15 protein-coding genes are annotated in these 16,819 nt (G+C 63.7%); 9 read left to right on the forward strand and 6 right to left on the reverse strand.

Annotated elements, in window-relative coordinates:
- The first annotated feature begins 62 nt into the window (after positions 1–62).
- Positions 63–821, forward strand: a complete 759-nt coding sequence (locus RFM40_RS15550; RefSeq protein WP_320227313.1) for a DUF502 domain-containing protein — start codon at positions 63–65, stop codon at positions 819–821.
- On the opposite strand, the gene recG is transcribed toward RFM40_RS15550, so the two are convergent.
- Positions 773–2,881 carry an ATP-dependent DNA helicase RecG gene (recG, locus tag RFM40_RS15555; RefSeq protein WP_320277773.1) on the reverse strand — a complete coding sequence of 703 codons (2,109 nt, stop codon included), beginning with the start codon at positions 2,879–2,881 and terminating at the stop codon, positions 773–775. The genes RFM40_RS15550 and recG overlap by 49 nt on opposite strands.
- A 314-nt stretch (positions 2,882–3,195) precedes the next feature.
- On the opposite strand from recG, the gene RFM40_RS15560 reads away from it, so the two are divergent.
- The 4 genes from RFM40_RS15560 to RFM40_RS15575 all read left to right on the forward strand — a co-directional run bounded on the left by RFM40_RS15560 (position 3,196) and on the right by RFM40_RS15575 (position 9,476).
- Positions 3,196–3,483 carry an FAD assembly factor SdhE gene (locus tag RFM40_RS15560; protein WP_320227347.1) on the forward strand — a complete coding sequence of 96 codons (288 nt, stop codon included), beginning with the start codon at positions 3,196–3,198 and terminating at the stop codon, positions 3,481–3,483.
- 13 nt (positions 3,484–3,496) lie between these two features.
- Positions 3,497–6,994: a transcription-repair coupling factor gene (gene mfd, locus RFM40_RS15565; protein ID WP_320277774.1), complete on the forward strand. Its 3,498-nt coding sequence runs from the start codon at positions 3,497–3,499 to the stop codon at positions 6,992–6,994.
- 215 nt (positions 6,995–7,209) lie between these two features.
- Positions 7,210–8,583, forward strand: a complete 1,374-nt coding sequence (locus RFM40_RS15570; protein WP_320227310.1) for a class II 3-deoxy-7-phosphoheptulonate synthase — start codon at positions 7,210–7,212, stop codon at positions 8,581–8,583.
- A 188-nt stretch (positions 8,584–8,771) separates the two neighbouring features.
- The gene (locus RFM40_RS15575) at positions 8,772–9,476 is read left to right on the forward strand and encodes a hypothetical protein (RefSeq protein ID WP_320227309.1); all 705 of its coding nucleotides are present in this window, start codon (positions 8,772–8,774) and stop codon (positions 9,474–9,476) included.
- On the opposite strand, the gene RFM40_RS15580 is transcribed toward RFM40_RS15575, so the two are convergent.
- The 3 genes from RFM40_RS15580 to RFM40_RS15590 form a co-directional block, all read right to left on the reverse strand.
- Entirely contained in the window at positions 9,473–10,240 is a 768-nt protein-coding gene (locus RFM40_RS15580; protein ID WP_320227308.1) for an RES family NAD+ phosphorylase, read from the reverse strand. The two genes, RFM40_RS15575 and RFM40_RS15580, sit on opposite strands and share 4 nt — an antisense overlap.
- The gene (locus RFM40_RS15585; protein WP_320227307.1) at positions 10,200–10,577 is read right to left on the reverse strand and encodes an antitoxin Xre/MbcA/ParS toxin-binding domain-containing protein; all 378 of its coding nucleotides are present in this window, start codon (positions 10,575–10,577) and stop codon (positions 10,200–10,202) included. Before RFM40_RS15585 ends, RFM40_RS15580 begins: the two co-directional genes overlap by 41 nt.
- Before the next feature lie 71 nt (positions 10,578–10,648).
- Positions 10,649–11,719 carry a GGDEF domain-containing protein gene (locus RFM40_RS15590; RefSeq protein ID WP_320277775.1) on the reverse strand — a complete coding sequence of 357 codons (1,071 nt, stop codon included), beginning with the start codon at positions 11,717–11,719 and terminating at the stop codon, positions 10,649–10,651.
- A 319-nt stretch (positions 11,720–12,038) separates the two neighbouring features.
- On the opposite strand from RFM40_RS15590, the gene RFM40_RS15595 reads away from it, so the two are divergent.
- Both RFM40_RS15595 and RFM40_RS15600 read left to right on the forward strand, forming a co-directional pair.
- Positions 12,039–12,458, forward strand: a complete 420-nt coding sequence (locus RFM40_RS15595) for a GFA family protein (protein ID WP_320275191.1) — start codon at positions 12,039–12,041, stop codon at positions 12,456–12,458.
- Between the two features lie 79 nt (positions 12,459–12,537).
- Positions 12,538–12,897 carry a diacylglycerol kinase gene (locus RFM40_RS15600; protein WP_320227304.1) on the forward strand — a complete coding sequence of 120 codons (360 nt, stop codon included), beginning with the start codon at positions 12,538–12,540 and terminating at the stop codon, positions 12,895–12,897.
- A 20-nt stretch (positions 12,898–12,917) separates the two neighbouring features.
- Here RFM40_RS15600 and RFM40_RS15605 read toward each other — a convergent pair whose 3' ends face one another.
- Positions 12,918–13,526: a DedA family protein gene (locus RFM40_RS15605; RefSeq protein WP_320277776.1), complete on the reverse strand. Its 609-nt coding sequence runs from the start codon at positions 13,524–13,526 to the stop codon at positions 12,918–12,920.
- The gene (locus RFM40_RS15610; RefSeq protein WP_320277777.1) at positions 13,526–14,086 is read right to left on the reverse strand and encodes a DUF1003 domain-containing protein; all 561 of its coding nucleotides are present in this window, start codon (positions 14,084–14,086) and stop codon (positions 13,526–13,528) included. The genes RFM40_RS15605 and RFM40_RS15610 overlap by 1 nt, the downstream gene beginning before the upstream one ends.
- A gap of 149 nt (positions 14,087–14,235) precedes the next feature.
- Between RFM40_RS15610 and RFM40_RS15615 the strand changes: the two genes are divergently transcribed.
- Positions 14,236–14,949, forward strand: coding sequence for a DNA-3-methyladenine glycosylase I (locus RFM40_RS15615; RefSeq protein ID WP_320227301.1), 714 nt, complete (start codon positions 14,236–14,238; stop codon positions 14,947–14,949).
- 151 nt (positions 14,950–15,100) lie between these two features.
- Positions 15,101–16,813 carry an NAD+ synthase gene (locus RFM40_RS15620; RefSeq protein ID WP_320227300.1) on the forward strand — a complete coding sequence of 571 codons (1,713 nt, stop codon included), beginning with the start codon at positions 15,101–15,103 and terminating at the stop codon, positions 16,811–16,813.
- The last annotated feature ends 6 nt before the right edge of the window (positions 16,814–16,819 follow it).

Below are 16,819 nucleotides of genomic sequence, written 5' to 3' on the forward strand. Positions count from 1 at the left end.
GCAGTTCCAAACGGGATCGCGGTTCACTAATCTGGCGTTGCAACCTGCGCCGCGGTGAACTCATGTCCGACGCCCTGAAGACCTCTGGCATGACCCGGCTCAGGAACTATTTCCTAACCGGTTTCATCGTCTGCGCGCCGCTGGCGATCACCGCTTATATCGCCTGGTCGCTGATCGGCTGGGTCGATTCCTGGGTGAAGCCTTACATCCCCGTTCGTTACAATCCCGACACCTACCTGCCGTTCCCGGTTCCAGGCTTCGGGTTGATCGTGGCTCTGGTGCTGATCACGCTGATCGGCTTCCTGACGGCCAACATCGTCGGCCGCGCCATCGTCAATTTCGGCGAGCGGCTGCTCGGCCGCATGCCGCTGGTGCGCGGCATCTACGGCTCGCTGAAGCAGATTTTCGAGACCGTGCTGTCGAACAAGGGCGACATGTTCCGCCAGGTCGGGCTGGTCGAATATCCGCGCAAAGGCGTCTGGTCGCTGGTCTTCGTCGCCAGCGAGAAGGAAACCGAGATCAACCAGAAGCTCGACCAGGAAGGCGATCCGCTGATCGCGGTGTTCATGCCGTGCACGCCGAACCCGACCACCGGCTTCCTGATGTATGTGCATAAATCCGAGATCGTGCCGCTCGACATGACCATCGAGGACGGCGCCAAGCTCATCGTTTCGGCCGGCATGGTGGCGCCGGAGGTCAAGACCAAGCTGGTGACGCTGAACGGCGAACGGATCGAGGGCCCGCTTGCCAACCCGCCTCTCGGCGCCGGACCTCAGCCGGCGCGCAGCAAGCGCACCGCCTCGTCGCGCCCAAACAGGTAGAGCAAGAGGCGAAGCGCTTCGCCGCGTTCGGACTGCAGTTCCGAATCGCGCGACAGGATCAGCCTTGCGTCGTCACGCGCGGCCTCGAGCAGGTCGGCGTGGAACTCGATGCGCGCCACCTGGAAGCCGGGCGTGCCGGACTGGCGCGTACCCAGCAGCTCGCCTTCGCCGCGCAGTTTCAGATCCTCCTCTGCGATGCGGAAGCCGTCCTCGGTCTCGCGCATCACTGAAAGCCGGCGCTTCGCCGTTTCGCCGAGCGGGTCCTTGTAGAGCAGCACACAGGATGACGGCTTGTCGCCGCGTCCGACCCGGCCGCGCAGCTGGTGCAACTGGGCAAGGCCGAAGCGCTCGGCATGCTCTATGACCATGATCGTCGCGTCCGGCACGTCGACGCCGACCTCGATCACGGTGGTGGCGATCAGGATGCGCGTCTCGCCCTGTTTGAAGGCGCGCATCGCCTCGTCCTTCTCCGCGCCCTTCATGCGGCCGTGCACAAGCCCGATCCGGTGGCCGAACAGGGGCTTCAGCGAAGCAAAACGATCTTCCGCCGACATCAGCTTGATCTCTTCGGATTCCTCGACCAGCGGGCAGATCCAGTAGATCTTCTGGCCTTCGGCGACGGCGTCAACCATGCGCCCGACCAGTTCGTCCAGCCGCTCCATCGGCAGCGTCACGGTGCGGATCGGCTGCCGGCCGGCCGGCTTTTCGGTCAGCTTCGAGACGTCCATGTCGCCGAAGGCAGTCAGCACCAGCGTGCGTGGGATGGGGGTCGCCGTCATCACCAGCATGTCGGGCGCATCGCCTTTGGCGGTGATCGCCAGCCTTTGGTGGACGCCAAAGCGGTGCTGCTCGTCGACGACGGCAAGGACGAGGTCGTGGAAGGTCACCGTTTCCTGGAACAGCGCGTGGGTGCCGACGACGATGTCGATGGCGCCGCTGGCGAGGCCTTCCAGCGCCTCCGTGCGTTCGCGGCCCTTCTCGCGCCCGGTGAGGATAGCGACGCGCAGCCCGGCTTTTTCCGCAAGCGGCGCGATCGTCGCCAGATGCTGGCGCGCCAGGATCTCAGTCGGCGCCATCAGTGCCGCCTGACCGCCTGCCTCGACCGCGCGTCCCATGGCAAGCAGCGCGACCACCGTCTTGCCGGAGCCGACATCGCCCTGCAGCAGGCGCAGCATGCGTTCGGGATCGGCGAGGTCGGCATTGATCTCGCCGAGCGCGAATTCCTGGCTAGGGGTGAGCTTGTAGGGCAGGGCCGTGCGCAGCTTCTCGACGATGCGGCCGTCGCCGACCAGCGGCCGCCCCGACAGGCGGCGGATTCTGGCCCGCACCAGCGCCAGCGACACCTGTCCGGCCAGAAATTCGTCGTAAGCCAGGCGCCGCCAGGCCGATCCCTCGACGGCGACGTCGATTGGATCCTTCGGATTGTGGATGCGGGTGAGCGCATCGCCGAAGGCGGGAAAAGTGTGCCGGCGCATGAAGGCGTCGTCCTGCCATTCCGGCAATTCCGGCAGGCGGCCGAGCGCCTGTCCGATGGCGCGGCGCAGCACTTTTGACGACAGCCCGGCGGTGAGCGGATAGACGGGCTCGACCAGCGGCAGCCCCTCGGCCTCGTCGATCGGCGCGATATGGTCGGGATGGACCATGGTCGGGCGGCCGTTGAACCACTCCATGCGGCCGGAGATCGCGACACGTTCGCCTTCCGGCAGCATCTTCTGCAGATACGCGGCATGGGCATGGAAGAAGGTCAGCGCGATCTCGCCGGTGTCGTCGTGGGCGTAGACCCGGTAGGGCACTGACTTGTTGCGCGGGGGCGGCGGCTGATGGCGGTCGACCCGCACTTCGAGCGTGACGATCTGGCCTTCGGCCGAAAGCGCGATGCCGGGCCGGTTGCGGCGGTCGATCACCGTGTTGGGTAAGACGAACAATAGGTCGGCGGCGCGTGCGGGACGGTCGCCGAGGTCGGCCGGCACGACCCGCTCGATCATGGTCCCGACTTTCGGGCCAATGCCGGCAAGCGAGGTTATCGGGACAAACAAGGGATCGAGGATGGAAGGGCGCATCAGAGCTGCGCCCGTTGAGAATCTGGATAGGCCGCGTTCCTTCGCGCCCCCCTCTGTCCTGCCGGACGTCTCCCCCACAAGGGGGGAGATTGGCAGCTTCGGCGCTGCGCCCATTCTGCAACGTTGAAGATTGGCGAAAGCGGAGGTGCCGGCTGATCTCCCCCGAAGCGGGGGAGATGTCCGGCAGGACAGAGGGGGGCGCGAAGGAATGCAATCATTTCAGGTTGATTGTCGGGTGTCTTACTTTGCCTTGCAAGGCTGACACCGTCCTCTATCCACGCTATATGCGCCGCTTCGAACAGGGAAGCGGCGCCATGACCGGAACACAGCGATCAAGCGAGGGGTTGGATGCCCGCCGCCGTAAGCTCCTGTTCCGCTCCTGGCATCGCGGCATGCGCGAGATGGACCTCATCCTCGGTTCCTTCGCCGATGCCGAGATCGGCGCCTTGACCGGCGACGAAATCGACCAATATGAAATGCTCCTCGAAATCCCCGATACCGAATTCCTGCCGATGGTCACCGGCGAACGCCCGGTTCCGCCCGATATCGATTGCGCGGTGCTGCAAAAGATCCTGGCGTCGCGCCGGACCATGACATTTTGAAAAACGCATATCGATGAGCCTCATTCCTTCCATCGGCCTGCCCAAGGGCCGCGCCGGCCAGTTCATCGTCGACGGCGTCGCCGACGGCTACGAAGCTTTCGCACTGGTGCGGACCGCGCACGAGATCGCGCCCAACAAGCCGGTGCTATTCGTCGCGCGCGACGGCCAGCGGTTGCCGGCGATCATCGAGGCGCTGGCCTTTGCGGCGCCCGGCCTGCCGGTGCTCGAACTGCCGGCTTGGGACTGCCTGCCTTACGACCGTGTTTCGCCCGGCGCGGATGCCGCAGCGCGGCGGCTCGATGCGCTTTCCGCCATCATTGCGCTCGCCAGGAAGCCGCATCGCGCCGTGATCCTCACAACGGCCAACGCGCTGCTGCAACGCATTCCGCCGGCTGGGCTGATCGAAGCGCAGACCTTCCATGCCAAGCCCGGCAACCAGATCGACATGAACGTGCTGATCGCGCGGCTGGAGAATTCCGGTTTCGAGCGCGTGCCGACCGTGCGCGACGTCGGCGAATTCGCAGTGCGCGGCGGCATCCTCGATCTGTTCGCGCCCGGCTGGAGCGAGGCACTGAGGCTCGACTTTTTCGGCGACACGCTGGAATCGATCCGCGTCTTCGACGTCGCGACCCAGCGCACAACCGGGCAGCGCAAGTCGATGGCGCTGCAGGCGATGAGCGAGGTGGCGCTGACGCCGGAGACGATCAGCCGCTTCCGCCGCTCCTATATCGAGGCCTTCGGCGCGCCGTCGCGCGATGATGCGCTCTATGCCGCAGTCAGCGAAGGGCGCCGCTTTGCCGGCATGGAGCACTGGCTACCCTTCTTCTACGAACGGCTGGAAACGGTGTTCGACTACCTGCCGGATGCGCCGGTGGTCTTCGACCATCTGGCACATGAGGCATTGGCCGAGCGCCACACGCTGATCCTCGACCACTATGAGGCACGCCGAAAGCAGGCCGACGCCGCGCTTAAGGACGCGGTGCCCTACAAGCCGGTGGCGCCGGATCTGCTTTATCTCTCGCCGGAAAACCTCAAAGCTTCGCTCGGCCCGCGCGAAGACATCGACTTCACCGTGTTCGATGCGCCGGATGTCGGAGCCAAGAAGGTCTTTCATGCCGGCTCGCGGCATGGCCGCAGCTTCGCCGAGGAGCGCGCCGATCCCAATACCAACGTCTTCGACGTGGTCGTAAAGCATATTGCCGACGAGCGCGCCGCACGACGCCGGGTTATCGTCGCCGGCTGGACCGAAGGCTCGCTCGACCGTCTTGGCCAGATCCTCGCCGAACACCATCTCGGCAACCTCAAGCCCGTCGCCACGCTTGCCGAGGTTGAAAAGCTGGAGCCGGGCCAGGCGGGGCTCGCCGTGCTGCCGCTCGAATCCGGCTTCGAGACCGACGAGATGGTCGTCGTCGCAGAGCAGGATATCCTCGGCGACAGGCTGATCCGTCGTTCGAAGCGCAAGAAGAAGGCCTCCGACTTCATCGCCGAGGCTTCGTCGCTGTCGTCGGGCGACATCGTCGTCCATACCGATCACGGTATCGGGCGATTTATCGGCCTGCGCACCATCGAAGCGGTGGGCGCGCCGCATGATTGCCTCGAAATCCACTATGCCGGCGACGACCGGCTGTTCCTGCCGGTGGAAAACATCGAGCTTCTGTCGCGCTACGGTTCGGATTCGGCTGAGGCGCCACTCGACAAACTCGGCGGCGGCGCCTGGCAGGCGCGCAAGGCGCGGCTGAAGAAACGCCTCCTCGACATGGCCGGGCAGTTGATCCGCATCGCCGCCGAGCGACAGATGCGCGCGGCGCCCGCCATGATCCCGGCCGAAGGTCTCTATGGCGAGTTCGCCGCGCGTTTCCCTTATGAGGAAACCGACGACCAACAGACGGCGATCGATTCCGTTATGGACGATCTCGGCGCCGGCAAGCCGATGGACCGGCTGGTCTGCGGCGATGTCGGCTTTGGCAAGACGGAAGTGGCGCTGCGCGCCGCCTTCATCGCGGCCATGGAAGGGTTCCAGGTCGCGGTCGTCGTGCCGACGACGCTCCTGTCGCGCCAGCATTTCAAGACCTTCTCGCAGCGCTTCTCCGGCCTGCCGATCCGCATCGCGCAGGCCTCGCGCCTGGTCGGTTCCAAGGAACTGGCCGAAACCAAGAAGGGTGTCGCCGACGGCACGGTCGACGTCGTCGTCGGCACCCATGCGCTGCTCGGGTCTTCGATTTCGTTCAAGAATCTCGGCCTGTTGATCATCGACGAGGAGCAGCATTTCGGCGTCAAGCACAAGGAGCGTCTGAAGGACCTGAAGAACGACGTGCATGTGCTGACGCTGTCGGCGACGCCGATCCCGCGCACGCTGCAGCTGGCGCTGACCGGGGTGCGCGAATTGTCGCTGATCGCCACGCCGCCGGTCGACCGCATGGCGGTGCGCACCTTCATCTCGCCCTTCGATCAGCTGGTCATCCGCGAGACGCTGCTGCGCGAACGCTATCGCGGCGGCCATTCCTTCTATGTCGTGCCGCGTATCAGCGATCTGGCCGAAATCCATGATTTCCTGCAGGAATCCGTTCCGGAGCTGAAGATTGCGGTCGCGCATGGCCAGATGCCGGCCGGCGAACTTGACGACATCATGAACGCTTTCTACGACGGCCAGTACGACGTGCTTCTGTCGACGACCATCGTGGAGTCCGGGCTCGACATCCCGACCGCCAACACGCTGATCATCCACCGCGCCGACATGTTCGGCCTGGCGCAACTCTACCAGCTGCGCGGCCGCGTCGGCCGCTCCAAGGTGCGCGCCTATGCGCTGTTCACGCTGCCGGCCAACCGCAAGCTCACCGACACCGCCGAGCGGCGGCTGAAGGTGTTGCAGTCGCTCGACACGCTCGGCGCCGGCTTCCAGCTCGCCAGCCACGATCTCGACATCCGAGGCGCCGGCAATCTGCTTGGCGAAGAGCAGTCCGGCCACATCAAGGAGGTCGGTTTCGAGCTTTACCAGCAGATGCTGGAAGAGGCGGTGGCCGAGGTGAAGGATTCGGGCGAAGTGCAGGATGGCGGCTGGTCGCCGCAGATCGCGGTCGGCACCGCCGTGATGGTCCCGGAAAGCTACGTGCCGGACCTGCAACTCAGGATGGCGCTCTATCGCCGCCTCGGCGATCTCGAAACCACCGAGGAGATCGACGGCTTCGGCGCCGAGCTGATCGACCGGTTCGGGCCGCTGCCGGAAGAGGTGACGCATCTTCTGAAGATCGTCTTCATCAAGGCGCTCTGCCGCAGGGCCAATGTCGAGAAGCTCGACGCCGGCCCCAAGGGCGTCGTCATCCATTTCCGCAAGCGCGAATTCCCCAATCCGGTCGGGCTGGTCAAGTTCATCGGGGAGCAGGGCTCGCTGGCCAAGATCAGGGCCGACCACAGTGTCGTCTTCATCCGCGACTGGCCGAACGCCGAAAAGCGCTTGGCCGGCTCTGCTGTTGTCATGACTCAATTGGCGCGGCTGGTCGACAAAGCCGCCTAACGACTTCACCATTGGCATCCTGGGCAGCTGAAGCCATTCGCCACCACTGAAATTCCCGGCTAGAATAGGAAATCGGCTTCGTGTAAGGAGCCGCCACCCCATATCGGGGCTGAAGATGCGGGCGAGGGTGCCTGCTCATCTGTTTTTTGAAGCAATTCCGGACGGAAACCGTTCACATTCCGGGAGTTGCTCTGGAAGGGCGTTTGGGTGCATCGATGACGAAATGGTCGCCGAACTCATGGAGAGCAAAGCCGATCAAGCAGGTTCCGGCCTATCCGGACCTTGGGGCGCTGCAGGTCACGGAAGCGCGGCTCTCCACCTATCCGCCGCTGGTCTTTGCCGGTGAGGCGCGCAAGCTGACGAAGCAACTGGCGGCGGTCGCCGCCGGCGAAGCCTTCCTGCTCCAGGGCGGCGACTGCGCCGAAAGCTTTGCCGAGCACGGCGCCGACAACATCCGCGACTTCTTCCGCGTCTTCCTGCAGATGTCGGTGGTGCTCACCTTCGCCGGCGCACAGCCGGTGGTGAAGGTCGGCCGCGTCGCCGGCCAGTTCGCCAAGCCGCGCTCTTCCGACAACGAGACCAAGGCCGGCGTGACGCTGCCGAGCTATCGTGGCGACATCATCAATGGCATAGAATTCGACGCTTCCTCGCGCATCCCGGATCCGGCGCGACAGGAGATGGCGTACCGCCAGTCGGCGGCGACGCTCAATCTGCTGCGCGCCTTCGCGCAGGGCGGCTATGCCAGCCTGGAGAACGTGCATCGCTGGATGCTGGGCTTCGTCGCCGACAGCCCGCAGGGCGAGAAATACGAGTCGCTGGCCAATCGCATCACCGAGACGATGGATTTCATGCGCGCGGTCGGCATCACGTCGGAAACCAATTTCGCGCTGCGCGAGACCGATTTCTATACCAGCCACGAGGCGCTTCTGCTCGGCTACGAGGAGGCGTTGACCCGCGTCGACTCGACCTCCGGCGATTGGTACGCGACCTCTGGCCACATGATCTGGATCGGTGACCGCACCCGCCAGCCCGACCATGCGCATGTCGAATATTGCCGCGGCATCAAGAACCCGCTCGGCCTGAAATGCGGTCCGTCGCTGACGCCGGACGGCTTGCTGGAACTCATCGACCTGCTCAACCCCGAGAATGAGCCTGGCCGGCTGACGTTGATCGCGCGCTTCGGCTCCGACAAGGTGGCCGAGCATCTGCCGAAACTGGTGCGGGCCGTGAAGAAGGAGGGGCGAAACGTCGTGTGGTCGTCCGACCCGATGCACGGCAACACGATCGAGGCGGCCGGCTACAAGACGCGGCCCTTCGACCGCATTCTCAAGGAAGTGCAGACCTTCTTCGAGGTTCACCACGCCGAGGGCACGCATCCGGGTGGCATCCATGTCGAGATGACCGGCAAGAACGTCACCGAATGCACCGGCGGCGCTCGCGCCATCACGGCTGAAGACCTGCAGGACCGCTACCACACCCATTGCGATCCGCGCCTCAACGCCGACCAGGCGATTGAGCTCGCCTTCCTGGTCTCGGACCTGCTCAAGAAAAGCCATACCGTTCAGCACAAGCAGGCTGCCAGCGCCTGAGCTGTCTGCTGCGATTGAAGCGAGCGCCGGAGCAAATCCGGCGCTCTTTCACCACAGGCCGGACCTACCGGGCATCGTCCGGCAAACCTTACGAAAATTTATAGTTACGCGACCATCGCAAGACCAAGATTGAGGTGGAGGTGTCGCCGCCGCGGCCGAGAGGCGGCGCGCACGATACAGGTTCCGCCATGCGTCACCAGCACGCCATCATTCATCATCGCGCGATCGATTTCTGGTCGGCTCGCGCGGCGGTGCTCGTCGTCATCTGCCTGCAGCTTCTGGTCATCAACGATCTGTCGTTCGGTCCGCGCTGGCTGGCTCCCGTGATCGAGGCCGCACTTCTCGTGCCTTTGTCGATCGCGACGGCCTGGACGCAAATGGCGACGCAGAACGCCGTCGACCACGAACATTGGTACGCGATCGGCCGGTTTCGCGTCTTCATTCGCCGCACCGCCTTGGTGATGACCGGCGTCATCAGCATCATGAATTGCGGCTCGCTGGTCTTTCTGGTCCAGAAGCTGCTCGAGGGCCATGCCGGCGCCGGCACGACGCTGCTCGTCGATGCGCTGAACATCTGGGTCACCAACGTCATCGTCTTCGCGCTATGGTTCTGGAGCACCGATCGCGGCGGCCCGCCGACCTGCGGCCTGGTCAAGCGCGCGCATGCCGATTTCCTGTTCCCGCAGATGACGCTGCCCGATCGCGAAACCCGAGACTGGCTGCCCGGCTTCGTCGACTACGTGTTCCTCGCCTTCACCAACGCGACGGCATTCTCGCCGACCGACACCTTGCCGCTCAGCCAGCGCGCCAAGCTCTTGATGATGGCCGAGGCGATGATCTCATTGCTGACGATCGCGCTGGTGGCGGCGCGTGCGGTGAACATTTTAGCTTAACGTGCGCGCTCCCAGCGCATGTTCGCCAGCCTTGGATCGGCAAAAGCGGTGCGCGAGAACTCGAGCCGCTTGTCCGGGAATTCGCAGATCGCCTGGACGCCGAGCGAGCCGATGCGGATGCGCCAGGTGTGAGGCTCCAGCGGCTTGGCCTTGGCAAAACCCCTGCACGTCAGAAGCGCGATGTTGGCGCCTTTCAGGTCGCGTGCCGAGCGGTAACGGATCGCCTGCATCTCGGCCTCGCGCGCGACGTCTGCAATGGCCTGGCATGCGGCATAGTCGGTCGGATGCGTCCACGCCTTCTCTTCGCGGTCGAGCGGTGGCCGGGTGAGGTCGACAGCCTTCTCGCATTTGATCGCCGCGGCAAAGGCGGTATATTCGGCCGCGTCGTTCGGCCATTGCGTCTGCGGCGATTCAGCGAAGAACAGCAGGCGGTAGAAGGCCATTTCCGTCACCGCCGTCAGCACCGTCTCGGCGGCGTAGTAGACGCCTTTCGTCTTGCCCGCGCGGCGAAAGCGCGAGCCGTACGGATAGATAGAACCATAGCGGAAGGGCGTCGCCAGCAGATAATGAAGATGTCGGCATTCGAGCGGGATCCGCGGCTTGGTCTCCTCGATGAGGTCCTCCAGCAGGCCCTGCTCGTCGAGCGTGTCGACAAGCTTCAGCGTCGAGACGCGGTGTTGCGCCTCGACCATCCGCCAATACTTGCCTTCGAGCCTGACGGCCTCAGACGAGAGCGCGTCGGGAGTCCAGGTAGGCGATGACATCGACAAGTCCGGCAATGGTCAGGATCTTTTCGAGCGGCATGCCGTCGAGCGCCGTGTTCGGGTTCTTCAGCCATGCCCGGGCGACGGTCTCGTCGCCGCCGACGATGGCGTCGAGCGACCGGAACAGCCGGACGAACAGCACCGCAAGCTCGAACGGCTTGGTGCCGCGCTCGAGCAGGAATTCCTGCTTGCGCATGCGCGAGACGGTCGCTTCCGAGACGCCGATGACCAGCGCCAGCGTTCTCGCTGTGATGTCGAGCAGGTCGGCCGCGCGCAGCGTGGCCTTGGTGATGACGGCATTCTCCGCCGCCGGCGCGGCAGCGACCGGACGTTGCATTTAGCGCACCCTTCTTTCATTTCTGTAGAAAATATAGGCCACAAAAATTCATTTGGAAAGGGGCAGGGAGATCAGTCTTTCTTGTAGAGCAGCCAACCCTTGCCGGCACGGCCGGCCATGGTGGAATGCCTGGTCACGCGGTTGCGGCCGCTGACTTTGGAGCGGTAGAGCGCGCGGTCGGCCTTGGTGTAGAGGTCTTCGGGGCTGTCGGCCTCGGAGGCCATGCAGATGCCCATGGACACGGTCACCGTGCCGTAGTTCATGCCGGTTTGGCTGCTGGTGAACGGGGTCTGTTCGATCAGCACGCGGATGCGCTCGGCGACCTGGTAAGTGGCGTCCTCGCTGGCGCCTTCGACGATGAGCGCGAACTCCTCGCCGCCGGTACGGGCCACGAACATGTCGGCGCGGATGCTGGTTTGAAAGATCTCGGCGACGATCTGGATGATCCTATCGCCGACCGGGTGGCCGTAACGGTCGTTGATGTCCTTGAAGCGATCGATGTCAGCAAGGATCAGCGCATTGAACAGGATACCGCGGTTGCTGTTGTAGATGCGGGTGATTTCCTTGTCGAAGGCGCGGCGATTCCAGATCTGCGTCAGCGGATCGGTATCGGCGAGCCGCTTGTATTCCTCGAGCTTCGACTTGACGCTCTCGAGCTCGGCCGTCTTTTCGCTGAGCGTGCCGGCAACCTGGCGGTTGTGATCCAGTGTCGAGCTGGTAGCGACCGACATGGCGCCGGCAATCTTCTGGAGCAGGTCCTGGGAAAGCAGGCTGCGATTGCTCAAGCCGCTCGACGTCTCGTCAAGGATGCGGCCGTATTTCTCGATATGCGTGCGCTCGCTGCGCAACAGCGCGGCGATGTCCTCGAGCTCCTTGGCGACCATCTCGCGGGCGTGCTCGACGATGGCAGGACCGTGGTTCTGCGGGAAGAAAGTGCGCCCGATGTGGTCGAGGTCCTCCTGCGTCGGCCGGTTGCTCAGCGAGACGACGGCAAGGCTGAGCTCGTGATTGCTGCCGCTCAGCGCCTCGTAGAAGATCTCGTAGTTGCGCGGCAGCCCGAGCACGCCAAGCTGGCGCATGGTCGCCACAACGGCGCTGGCGATGTCGCTATTCCTGTCGGTCGGGACGGCTGCCGGCTGCATAGTCTGTTCACTACCCTTCAGTGCGACCGGAGACCTGCCACCACCGGGAGTCGCCCACGCGGGGATTGAATCGGAATCATGATGCGAGGGCGTGTCCCCAACACGACCTTCGCTTGCAGGAATCATAGATGCAGTTGCGCTAAAGTTTCCTTAATGGCCTGCATTTCCTCATCCTCTCTGCTACCACAGGCTGCAATCCGGAGCGGACATGGCTTTTGAAACGCGGCTTTTCGGTGTCGCATTTGCCTGCGCCCGGCGACCGGAAAGCTGGAATTCTGTCCGGCAACGATCGAGACAAGGGATGTCAGAGGAGGCTGGGATGGATGGAAATCACAGTGGATCGTGCCTGTGCGGAGCTGTGCGCTTCAGGACGAGGGGTCCTTTGCGCGGTGTGGTCTATTGCCATTGCTCGCAATGCCGCAAGCAGACCGGCCATTTCGTTGCCGCGACGTCCTCGAAGGATGCCGATATCGACATAGACGGAGCCGATGCGCTCACCTGGTATGGTGCCTCCGACGTTGCGAAACGTGGCTTCTGCCGCAGTTGCGGCTCGGTGCTGTTCTGGAAGCACAACGAACTGGATACCATCTCGATCATGGCAGGTTCGTTCGACAGGCCGAGCGGTCTGTCGGCCGAGAGCCATATATTTGTCGGCGACAAGGGAGATTACTACGCGATCGACGACGGATTGCCGCAGTTCGAGAAGTCGACGCCATCGATAAAGGTCGCGGACGAATGATTTTTGCGGCGGCTGTCTTATTCCCTTGATCTGGACGTTGCGATATCCCCCCTGACTGTGATTCGAAACGGGGCTGGGCATGCAGCGGCTGATCGACGCTTTTATCAATTCAGTGCGGGCCTTCCGCAGGCTGGCGGCCAGCGAAACAGCATTTCAGCAGGAGCTGATGCTCCTGGCGCTCGCCCTGCCGGCCGGCTGGTTCATCTCGGTATCCTGGCGCGGCTATGCCTTGCTGATCGGCGCGGTTCTGCTCCTGATCGTGGTCGAGGTGATCAACACCGGCCTCGAGGCGGCGTGCGACGCCATCTCCCGCGAGTTCCATATCGACATACAGCTCGCCAAGGACTGCGGCTCGCTCGCCGTGCTGATTTCGATCCTGATTGCCGCCGGTGTATGGGTCATCGCTGTCATCGAGCGCATCGCAGGGGTGCCGATCTGATCATAGGCGCTGCCCTCTGATCAGCGATTTGCCTGATTATTGCTCGCGTCCTTGACGCGTTCCCTTCGGGCAAAGTGGTGGGCGACCAGCAAGGCAAGGATCGCCACCCCGAGACCAACGGCCAGCGCAATCAGCAGGCGCTCGTGACGGGCGAACGCCTGGCCGACCATGCGCTCCGCGCCCAATCCGAAGACGTAGCCGACGGTGCCGAACAGGGCCGCCCAGACCGCCGACGAGATGGCGTTCAGGATGACAAAGCGCGACACCGAAACGGTCGACAGCCCGGCGGCGATGCCGCCGACAAGGCGCATCCCGTAGACGTAGCGGTTGGTCAGCACGAAGATGTTGGGATGGGTGTTCAGCAGCCGGTAGGCGCGCCGGAAACCGGGCCGCTTGCGCAGCCTGACGACATAGGGGTGATCGGCAAAACTGCGGCCGAGGGTGAAGAAGAACGTGTCGCCGGCGAAGGCGCCGAGAAAGGCTGCCACGAAAGCCTGCCAGAGCACGAATATCTGCTGATGCGCGAAGAAGCCGCCAAGGATGGCGGCGCTTTCGCCCTCGGCGACGCAGCCCAGGAAGACCGCGACCAGCCCGTATTGCTCGATGAGACGGTGGATGGCCTCGGTCATCAGTCTGCCGACCGTGCCGACAGCTTCTCGTCGATCCGTCTGATCTGCTCGGCCATGCGCAGGATCTCGTCGCGCATGCCGATGATCTCGCTGTGGCGCAGCTCATCGAGCTTCTCATGCAGGGCCATGATCTCGATCTCCGCCTTCAGGTTGACCTCGTAGTCGTGCGCGGCGTCGATGCGGTCGCGCTCGGTCTGGCGGTTCTGCGACATCATGATCACTGGGGCCTGCAGGGCGGCGACCATGGAGAGCACGAGGTTCAGGAAGATAAAGGGATACGGGTCGAAGGCGTCGCGCGTGAGAAGCCAGACATTGCCGGAGGTCCACAGGACCAGAAAGGCGATGAAGCCTAGGATGAAGGACCATGAGCCGCCGATCCGGGCGATGGAGTCGGCGATGCGATCGCCATAGGTCTGGTGGAAGGCAACGGCCTTGTTGGTGTCCCGCGTAACCGTGGTGCGGTCGAGCGCGCTTTGCAGAACGCGGCTCTCCAAGGCCGTGAGACCGTCGGGTTTCCGCTTCAGCCAGCGATTCGCCAGATCGTCGATCGTCTTGTTCATGATCCCTCCATCCGTCAGGTCCGCATATTTGTTTCCACACAATTCCGGACGGAAAACCGCGACGCACTTTTCCTGGAATTGCTCATAGAGGTAGAGGCTACCGGTCCGGACGGGAAGTGATAGATTGGCCGGAACAGGCGGGGACAGGGATGGCCGATTTCCAGAAGATTCGTGCCCGGGCGGCAAAGCGCAAGGGCGGTGAAGAGGCTCTGGCGTCGCTGCTTGGACCGATGCCCGACAATCAGGCCGTGGCGGAAATCCCCGACGACCGCATCCTGTCCACCATGGCCGAGCGGATCTTTGCCGCCGGCTTCGTCTGGCGCGTCATCGAGCAGAAATGGCCGGGCTTCGAGGAGGCGTTCCTCGGCTTCGAGCCGAAGCGGCTCCTGTTCCAGCCGGACGATTTCTGGCACGAGCTCGCCTCCGACAAGCGCATCGTGCGCAATCCGCAGAAGATCAAATCCGTGCGCGACAATGCCGGCTTCGTCGATCGGGTGTCGAAGGAGCACGGCAGCTTCGGCAAATTCGTCGCCAAGTGGCCTGCCGACGATCAGGTCGGGCTGACCGCCTACCTCGCCAAGCATGGCAGCCGGCTGGGCGGCAATACCGGCCAGTATTTCCTGCGCTGGCTGGAGTGGGACACGTTTGTCGTCTCGGCCGACATGGCGGCCGCGTTGCGCGACGCCGGCCTCGACATCGCCGAAAGCCCGACCTCGAAGCGGGATCTCGACAAGATCCAGGCCCAGATCAACCAATGGTCGGCGGAGACGGGGCTGCCGCGTCGGCACATCTCGCGCATACTGGCGATGTCGATCGGCGAGAACCGATCGGTCGAAGCCCTAAGCGAATATATGAACGACTAGGCCTGAGCGGCCGGTGAGCGCGATCGGCGGTGATACGATCCCGATCGATCGGGATGCGATCTGCGATCGATCGGGATACGATCTGCGATCGATCCTATTGGCACAAGCGTTCGCCATTGCGGGGCGATTTCCGCCACGCTAAATCCACTTCATGACCCAGACCGCTCCAGACATCCTGCGCATCGCCGTCGCCCAGCTCAATCCGACGGTCGGTGATGTCGCCGGCAATCTCGCCAAGGCGCGCGAGGCGAGGGCCGATGCGGCCCGTCAAGGCGCCGACCTCGTGCTCTATACCGAGCTCTTCCTTGCCGGCTATCCGCCGGAAGACCTGGTGCTCAAGCCGGCCTTCCTGAAAGCCTGCGAAAAGGCAGCGCAAGATATTGCCAAGGACACGGCCGATGGCGGTCCGGGCGTCATCATCGGCACACCGCTCAAGCGCAAGAGCGGCACGCATAATTCGATCGTCTTCGCCGATGGCGGCAAGATCATCGCCGAGCGTTACAAGCTCGACTTGCCGAACTATGGCGAGTTCGACGAGAAGCGCGTCTTCCAGGCCGGGCCGGAACTGCAGGGGCCGGTCAATTTCCGCGGCGTGCGGCTGGGCATTCCGATCTGCGAGGACATCTGGGGCGACATCGCCGTCTGCGAGACGCTGGCCGAAAGCGGCGCAGAGATCCTATTGGTGCCGAACGGCTCGCCCTACTATCGCGCCAAAATCGACGTCCGTCACCAGGTCGTCATTCGCCAGGTCATCGAAACCGGTTTGCCGATGATCTATGCCAACCAGCTCGGCGGCCAGGATGAGCTGATCTTCGACGGCGCCTCGTTTGCCATCGGCGCCGACAAGACGCTCGCATTCCAGATGAGCCAGTTCGAGGACGCGGTCGCCGTCACCACCTGGAAGAGAAGCCGAGTCGCCGCAGGCGCGCAAAATGCAAATAATTCCGATCACTGGGTCTGCTCGGAAGGGCCGATGTCGAAAATCCCCGAGCGGGAAGAGGCCGACTACCGCGCCTGCATGCTCGGCCTGCGCGACTACGTCAACAAGAACGGCTTCAAGAACGTGGTGCTCGGCCTCTCCGGCGGCATCGACTCCGCCATCTGCGCCGCATTGGCCGTCGACGCGCTCGGCGAGGAGCGGCTGCGCACGGTCATGATGCCCTATCGGTATACGTCGAAAGACTCGCTGAAGGATGCCGAGGACTGCGCCCGGGCGCTCGGCTGCCGCTACGATATCGTGCCGATCTTCGAGCCGGTCGAAGGTTTCAGGCATGCGCTCACCCAGCTTTTCGAAGGCACCCAAGAAGGCATCACCGAGGAGAACCTGCAGAGCCGGGCGCGCGGCACGATCCTGATGGCGATCTCCAACAAATTCGGCTCGATGGTGGTCACGACAGGCAACAAGAGCGAGATGTCGGTCGGCTACGCCACGCTCTATGGCGACATGAACGGCGGCTTCAATCCGATCAAGGACCTCTACAAGATGCAAGTCTATACGCTCTCGCGATGGCGCAACAGCCATGTGCCGCCCGGCGCGCTCGGCCCGTCGGGCGAGGTGATCCCGAAGAACATCATCGACAAGGCGCCGTCGGCCGAACTGCGCGAGAACCAGACCGACCAGGATTCGCTGCCGCCCTATCCGGTGTTGGACGACATCCTCGAATGCCTGGTCGAGAACGAGATGAGCGTCGACGATATCGTCGCGCGCGGCCATGACCGTGCAACGGTCAACCGTGTCGAGCATCTGCTCTACATCGCCGAGTACAAGCGCCGGCAGGCGGCACCCGGCGTGAAGATCACCAGGAAGAATTTCGGCCGCGACCGCCGCTACCCGATCACCAACCGGTTTCGGGATCGCGGCTAGCGGACC

This window comes from Mesorhizobium captivum (assembly GCF_033977165.1).
Taxonomy (GTDB): Bacteria; Pseudomonadota; Alphaproteobacteria; order Rhizobiales; family Rhizobiaceae; genus Mesorhizobium; species Mesorhizobium captivum.